The sequence below is a fragment of the Hydrogenophaga sp. GW456-12-10-14-TSB4 genome (assembly GCF_059424305.1).
The window spans coordinates 1-7370 of sequence record NZ_JBWKZH010000122.1; the positions used below are offsets into that span (position 1 = coordinate 1).

The 7370-nt window shown below is 65.3% G+C and carries 6 protein-coding genes and 1 pseudogene; all 7 read left to right on the plus strand.

Annotated features, from left to right (window positions below; translation table 11 throughout):
- Positions 1-50 precede the first annotated feature (50 nt).
- Positions 51-530, plus strand: coding sequence for a DUF1579 domain-containing protein (locus tag AC07ZS_RS29250; RefSeq protein ID WP_494801948.1), 480 nt, complete (start codon positions 51-53; stop codon positions 528-530).
- Between the two features lie 161 nt (positions 531-691).
- On the plus strand, positions 692-1945 hold the full coding sequence (locus AC07ZS_RS29255) for a hypothetical protein (RefSeq protein WP_494801949.1): 1254 nt from the start codon (positions 692-694) through the stop codon (positions 1943-1945).
- A gap of 170 nt (positions 1946-2115) precedes the next feature.
- The gene (locus AC07ZS_RS29260; protein WP_494801950.1) at positions 2116-2583 is read left to right on the plus strand and encodes a (2Fe-2S)-binding protein; all 468 of its coding nucleotides are present in this window, start codon (positions 2116-2118) and stop codon (positions 2581-2583) included.
- Positions 2584-2594: 11 nt separating this feature from the next.
- Entirely contained in the window at positions 2595-4976 is a 2382-nt protein-coding gene (locus AC07ZS_RS29265) for a xanthine dehydrogenase family protein molybdopterin-binding subunit (protein WP_494801951.1), read from the plus strand.
- A gap of 17 nt (positions 4977-4993) precedes the next feature.
- Positions 4994-5785 (plus strand): FAD binding domain-containing protein, encoded by a 792-nt coding sequence (locus AC07ZS_RS29270; protein ID WP_494801952.1) that lies wholly within the window; start codon positions 4994-4996, stop codon positions 5783-5785.
- Positions 5782-6687: an AAA family ATPase gene (locus tag AC07ZS_RS29275; RefSeq protein WP_494801953.1), complete on the plus strand. Its 906-nt coding sequence runs from the start codon at positions 5782-5784 to the stop codon at positions 6685-6687. Before AC07ZS_RS29270 ends, AC07ZS_RS29275 begins: the two co-directional genes overlap by 4 nt.
- A gap of 163 nt (positions 6688-6850) precedes the next feature.
- Positions 6851-7370: pseudogene (locus AC07ZS_RS29280) on the plus strand (vWA domain-containing protein); the annotation flags it as partial.

The window sequence follows — 7370 nt, forward strand, 5'->3', positions numbered from 1 at the left end:
GCCTCACCCCCACCGCCCGTTCCGCCCTGCACGCCTGAAGGAGCCACCCCATGAACACCAGCGAACACGACTTCGACTTCCTGCACGGCCACTGGTGCGTGGAGCACCACCGCCTGCGCGAACGCCTGCGCGGCTGCACCGAGTGGGAGCGCTTCGACGGCACCTGCACCGTCTGGCCCGTGCTGGGCGGCCAGGGCAATGTGGACGACAACCTGCTCCACCTGCCCGGCGGCAGCTACCGCGCGACCACGCTGCGCAGCCACAACCCGCAGACCGGCCGCTGGTCGATCTGGTGGCTGGACGGGCGCCAGCCCCACCAGCTGGACGTGCCGGTGGTGGGCCATTTCGACCGGGGCGTGGGCACCTTCTTCGCCGAAGACGTTCTCGACGGCCGCCCGATCCGCGTGCGCTTTCGCTGGACCGGCACACAGACCGCCTCGCCGCTCTGGGAGCAGGCGTTTTCGGCCGACGCCGGCCGCAACTGGGAGGCCAACTGGACGATGCGGTTTCACCGGCTGCCGGGGCGCTGAAACAGGCCGCCTGGGACGGTCCCCAGCACCTCGCCGGGCGCGCCTGCGGCGCCCCACATGTACTACCAATGATGTAATATCCACACCGAGTTCAATCAATTGTTCAACATTGAATTCAACTTTAGCAAATGATTTTCACCTTCTTTCAGAGGAGTTTGACGATGATTTCAGCCATCAACGACCGCCATGTGGATGTTGATTTTTCCTACGATATTTCCCGGGAAGAGCATGCGAAGCGTTGGAAACAACGCGGCAACAAGAAAGAGTTCGAGGACATGGAGCAGTTTCTGGCACAGAAGGAACAACAGGGCCTTCTCTTCGAAGGGGCCGGCGTGAGCCATCAGCCGGTCAACACGCACGACGTCAATGGATTGCTTCAGCAGGTCGAGAATTCCCTGTTCCCCTATCTCCCCTACAACCCCTTCGGCGGTTACCAACCCCAGCGATATCTGGTGATGGAGTTCATGCGCTATGGGGTTGAGATTGGAATGGAAATTGAAATTGCACACCTCAGAAACAATGTCGATTTCGGGTTCCCCCACCCCGTCATACCGCTAGAAAACAAGAAGGTCTGCGTCCCGTCCGAATGCCACCTGGAAGATCCCAATCAGCCGACGCCCTGCCAACCCAGGCCAGAGCATGAGATCGCCGAGCTTTTCGAGCAGCTCATCCAGTGCCTGGACAACAATGAAAATGAATACCAAATAATTCAAAGATACATCATTTTCAACAAATCCGTGGCCGCAAACAAACCTTCATATTTTGAACCTCACCCCCTGAACCGGTACTTCGTCGCACTGTCGCCTGCCCACCACCAGTTGCTGTACGCCACCATCGTGAAGCATGCACCCCAGTATGAGATTGCCTTCCTGAAGAAATGCCAACTCAAGGCACTGACCTGCAACATGAGCCAGCCGGAGCTGATTTCATGGTTGCAGCGCATCTTGCAACTGGAGGAATCACCGGGAAAAAAGTACCGCCCCTATCACATACTAGAAAGCATTCAAGATACTTCAGAGAAACTTCTTTCCCTGCTGATCAATTTCATCGCAGACAAAGAATCACCCCCCGATCTGAGGATATTAATTCTGAATCTTACGCCGCAATCCATTTTGATCCATACCAGCCTTCTCATAGGCACCACGCTGAAATCTTCATTCCTAGCAGGTCACGCAAACGTCGATTTCTGTGAAAAATTGATCGAATTCAGCACGCTGCTCAAGATCCACCTCAAAGGTTGCGCCCCATCGAGCAATTACAAAAAATGGAAGCAGGGCATGCTGTTCGAGTTGCGCAGCGCCCATGCTCAAAAGAGCTGTCTCGGCTGGAAGAATCTGCCCCAATATGAAAAGCTCAAGAAAGAGCATCCCGATTTCTACAAACAATTCACGGAATTGAAGAAACTGTTCAAGTAAAGGGCCGGTCGCGACGCCATCTGCACAGGGCGGTCGCACGGCACGGCCGCGATGCCGTCTCAATTTGAGAATGATTGGTGGGCGCGACGGGTTTTCAGGGTTAACCCGCAAATCACCGCCCGGGCGGCGTGCTCAACTTGTTGGTGCCCCATCACAACAAGGAGACAAGCATGCAGGTTCAACTCAGGGTCAACGGCAAAGCCGTGACCATCGACGCGCCGCCCCACACGCTGTTGGTCCAGGCGATCCGCGAACACCTCAAGCTCACCGGCACCCACGTCGGTTGCGACACCGCCCAGTGCGGCGCCTGCACGATCTTGCTGGACGGGCGCGCGGTCAAGTCGTGCAACATGCTGCTGCCCCAGGCGGCCGGTTGTGAGGTCACCACCATCGAGGGCCTGGCAGCCGCCGACGGCACCATGCACCCGATGCAGGCGGCATTCAAGGAGTGCCACGGCCTGCAGTGCGGCTTCTGCACCCCGGGCATGGTGATGAGCTCGGTGAGCCTGTGCAAGTCGAACCCGGGCGCCACCGGCGCCGAGATCCGCGAGCTGCTCGAAGGCAACCTGTGCCGCTGCACCGGTTACCAGAACATCGTCAAGGCCGTGCAGCAAGGTGCTGCCGCCATGAAGGCCTGAGGAGAACGACCATGGGTGCTTCCGACTTCTCCAAACTCCCCCACATCGGTGAATCGCTCAAGCGCAAGGAGGACTACCGCTTCCTCACCGGCGCCGGCCAGTACACCGACGACATCGTGCTGCCCAACATGCACCACGCGGTGTTCGTGCGCTCGCCGCACGCGCACGCCAACATCCGCAAGATCGACAAGGCCGCCGCGCTCAAGGCGCCGGGCGTCATCGGCGTGCTCGACGGCAACGACGTGGCCGGCGACAAGATCGCCGGCCTGCCCTGCGGCTGGCTCATCACCGACACCGCCGGCCAGCCCATGAAAGAGCCGCCCCACCCCATCCTGGCCTTCGGCAAGGTGCGCTACGTGGGCGACCACGTGGCCATGGTGGTGGCCGACACGCTGGAAAACGCCAAGAACGCCGCCGAGCTGGTGGACGTGGACTACGAGCCGCTGGCTGCCGTGGTGGACGTGCGCGATGCCATGAAGCCGGGTGCGCCCGCGCTGCACGAGGCCGCCGCCGACAACCACTGCTACAAGTGGGCCATCGGCGACAAGGGCCAGGTGGACGCCGCGTTCAACGGCGCCGCGCACGTGACCAAGATCGACCTGGTCAACAACCGCCTCGCGCCCAACCCGATGGAGCCGCGCGCGGCCATCGCCAGCTACAACCGCGCGGGCGACGACTACACGCTCTACGTGGCCAACCAGAACCCGCACGTGGAGCGCCTGCTGATGACGGCCTTCGTGCTCGGCCTGCCCGAGCACAAAGTGCGCGTGATCGCGCCCGACGTGGGCGGCGGCTTCGGCGCCAAGATCTTCCTGTACGCCGAAGACGTGTGCCTCACCTGGGCCTCGAAGAAGCTCAACTGCGCGATCAAGTGGACCTGCGACCGCTCCGAAGCCTTCCTGAGCGACGCGCACGGCCGCGACCACGTGACGCACGCCGAGATGGCGCTGGACAAGGACGGCCACTTCCTCGCCTTCCGCGTGCACACCGACGCCAACCTCGGTGCCTACCTCTCCACCTTCTCCACCGCCGTGCCCACCATCCTGTACGCCACGCTGCTCGCGGGCCAGTACAAGACGCCGCAGGTCTACGTGGAGGTGGACGCCTGGTTCACCAACACCTCGCCGGTGGACGCCTACCGCGGTGCCGGCCGGCCCGAGGCGACCTACCTGCTGGAGCGCATCGTGAGCCGCTGCGCGTGGGAGACCGGCCTGTCGCAGGACGAGATCCGCCGCCGCAACTTCATCACCGAGTTCCCCTACCAGACCCCGGTGGCGCTGCAGTACGACACCGGTGACTTCCCGGCCTGCATGGCCCAGGCCAACGAACTGGCCGAGGTGGCCAGCTTCGAGCAGCGCAAGGCCGCCTCCAAGGCCAAGGGCCTGCTGCGCGGCGTGGGCTACAGCAGCTACATCGAGGCCTGCGGCCTGGCGCCGTCGAACGTGGCGGGCGCGCTCGGCGCGCGCGCCGGCCTGTTCGAGTGCGGCGAGGTGCGTGTGCACCCCACCGGCAGCGTGACGGTGTTCACCGGCTCGCACAGCCACGGCCAGGGCCACGAGACCACCTTCGCGCAGGTCGTGGCCTCGCGCCTGGGGCTGGACCCCTCGCAGGTGGACATCGTGCACGGCGACACCGGCCGCGTGCCCTTCGGCATGGGCACCTACGGCTCGCGCTCCATCTCGGTGGGCGGTGCGGCCATCATGCGGGCGCTGGACAAGATCGAGGCCAAGGCCAAGAAGATCGCGGCCCACCTCATGGAAACCGGCGACGCCGACGTGGACTTCGCCAACGGCGAGTTCACGGTGAAGGGCACCGACAAGAAGGTCACCTTCGGCCAGGTCGCACTCACCGCCTACGTGCCGCACAACTACCCGCTGGACAAGCTGGAGCCGGGCCTGAACGAGACCGCGTTCTACGACCCGACCAACTTCACCTTCCCGGCCGGCACGCACATCTGCGAGGTGGAGATCGACCCGAACACCGGCGTGGTGCGCATCGACCGCTTCACCGCGGTGGACGACTTCGGCACCATCATCAACCCCATGATCGTGGAAGGCCAGGTGCACGGCGGCCTGGTGCAGGGCATCGGCCAGGCGCTGCTGGAGCACTGCGTGTACGACCGCGACACCGGCCAGCTCGTCACCGGCTCCTTCATGGACTACGCCATGCCGCGCGCCGACGACGTGCCCGACTTCAAGCTCGGCCACGTGGTCACGCCCTGCACCACCAACCCGCTGGGCACCAAGGGCTGCGGCGAGGCCGGTGCCATCGGCTCGCCGCCGGCGGTGATCAACGCCGTGCTGGACGCCCTCGCGCCCCTGGGCGTGAAGGACATCGACATGCCCGCGAGCCCCAGCCGCGTCTGGGAAGCCATCCAACGGGCCAAGGCCTGAACCGGAGGAGACACACCATGTACGCATTCACACTCGAACAGCCCAAGACCCTGGCCGATGCCAAGCGCTTCAGCGGCGCGGGCGCGCAACCCCTGGCCGGCGGCCAGACCCTGATCGCCTCCATGAAGCAGCGCCTGCTGCGCCCGGAGAACCTGGTCGACCTCGGCGGCGTGGCCGAACTGCGCGGCGTCAAGGTCGAGGGCCAGGCCCTGGTCATCGGCGCCATGACCTGCCACCAGGACGTGGCCAACAATGCTGACGTGCGCAAGCACATCCCCGGGCTGGCCGCGCTGGCCGACGGCATCGGTGACCGCCAGGTGCGCGCGCGCGGCACCATGGGCGGCTCGGTGGCCAACAACGACCCGGCCGCCTGCTACCCCAGCGCCGTGCTGGGCCTGGGCGCCACCGTGGTGACCGACCGGCGCCAGATCGCGGCCGACGACTTCTTCCAGGGCCTGTACACCACCGCGCTGGAGCCGGGCGAGATCATCACCGCGATCCGCTTCCCCATCCCCACCAAGGCGGCCTACGCCAAGTTCCGCCAGCCGGCCTCGCGCTTCGCGCTGGTGGGCGTGTTCGTGGCGCTCACGCCCTCGGGCCCGCGCGTGGCCATCACCGGCACCGGCAACGGCGTGTTCCGCCATGCCGGCCTGGAAGCGGCCCTGGCCAAGAGCTTCACGCCCGAAGCCGTGAAGGACGTAAAGATCGACGCCGGCGACATGAGCGGCGACCTGCACGCCAGCGCGGCCTACCGGGCGCACCTGGTGACGGTGCAGACGCAGGTGGCGGTGCGTCACGCCAACGGATGACCCGGGTGCCCGACGACACCGGCAGCATCGACGGCCTCAGCCACGCCCTGCAGGGCGTGGGCTACCACGCTCCCCGGCGGCTGGCCACCGCTGTATTTCTCGCAATGCGCCTGCAGCGCCCGCTGCTGCTCGAAGGCGAGCCCGGGGTGGGCAAGACCGAGCTGGCCAAGGCGCTGGCCAAGGTGCTGGGCCGCCCGCTGTTGCGCCTGCAGTGTTACGACGGCATGGAGCAGCGCGAGGCGCTCTACGAGTGGAACCACACCGCGCAGCTGCTGCACATGCGCGCGGCGCAGGCCACGGCCACGCCCGACGAGATCGAGCGCGAGGTCTACCAGGCGCGTTACCTGATCCGCCGCCCGCTGCTGCAGGCCTTGCAGACGCCGGAGCCGGGCGCGGTGTTGCTGATTGACGAGGTGGACCGGGCCGACGAGCCGTTCGAGGCCTTTCTGCTCGAGTACCTGGGCGAGTACCAGGTGAGCATTCCCGAGCTCGGCACCATCAAAGCCGTGGCGGCGCCGCTGACCATCCTCACCAGCAACCGCACGCGCGACCTGAACGACGCGGTGAAGCGCCGTTGTCTGTACCAGTGGCTGGACTACCCCGAGCGCGAGCGCGAGCTGGCCATTGTGAAAAGCCAGGTGCCCGAGGCGAGTGCGGCGCTGACCGAGCAGGTCACGCGCTTTGTCTCCCGTCTGCGCAACCAGCCATTCGCCAACGCCTTTCAGCGCAGTCCCGGCATCGCCGAGAGTGTGGAATGGGCCAAGGCCCTGGTGGCGTTGGACACACTGACGCTGGACCCCGAAGTGATCCAGGACACCGCTGGCATCCTCTTCAAGCAGCGGGAGGATGTGGCGGCTCTGTTGCCGATGCTGGATCAGTTGTTGGCGCCTGAGCCTGTGTGATGGTTGTGGAAGCTTTGCACGCCTGCATGTCACTCTCGACGGATGGTGGTGTTGACGAAGGGACGGTGGCGGACCCGGGCAGTCGCCCGCGAGCAGCGCCGGAGAACGCGGACCACGCCAGCCGTCAGCGCGAGGCGCAAGGCATAAAAAAACAAGGACAGCCGTGATCCTGGGCGACGCCAGAAGCGGGAAACTCCCCGACCACATCACCGCCTTCGGCAGGGCCTTGCGGCGAGCCGGTGTACCCGTGGACAGCAGCCGCGTCGTCCTCGCCGTCACCGCCGCACAAGCCGTGGGCCTGGAGCGCAGAGACGACCTGCGCGCCGCCCTCGAAGCCGTCATGGTCAGCCGCCAGCAGGACATCGGCGTCTTCGGCGAAATGTTCGAGGCCTTCTTCCGCAACCCCGAACTCGCCCAGCAACTGCTCGCCCAGATGCTCCCCAAAGCCGCCAAAGCCCACCCCGTGCGGCGCAAAGCCCGCGTGCAGGAGGCCCTCAGCGTCGCCGGCCTCAAAGCACGCACCCCCAACCAGGGCGAAACCGAACTCAAGTTCGACGCCGCCATGACCGCCAGCGACCAGCAGCGCCTGCGCCACGCCGACTTCGCCGGCCTCTCCGCCAGCGAATTCCGCCTCGTCGAACAACTCGTGCGCGACATCCCCCTGCCCCTGCCCCCCGTGCGCT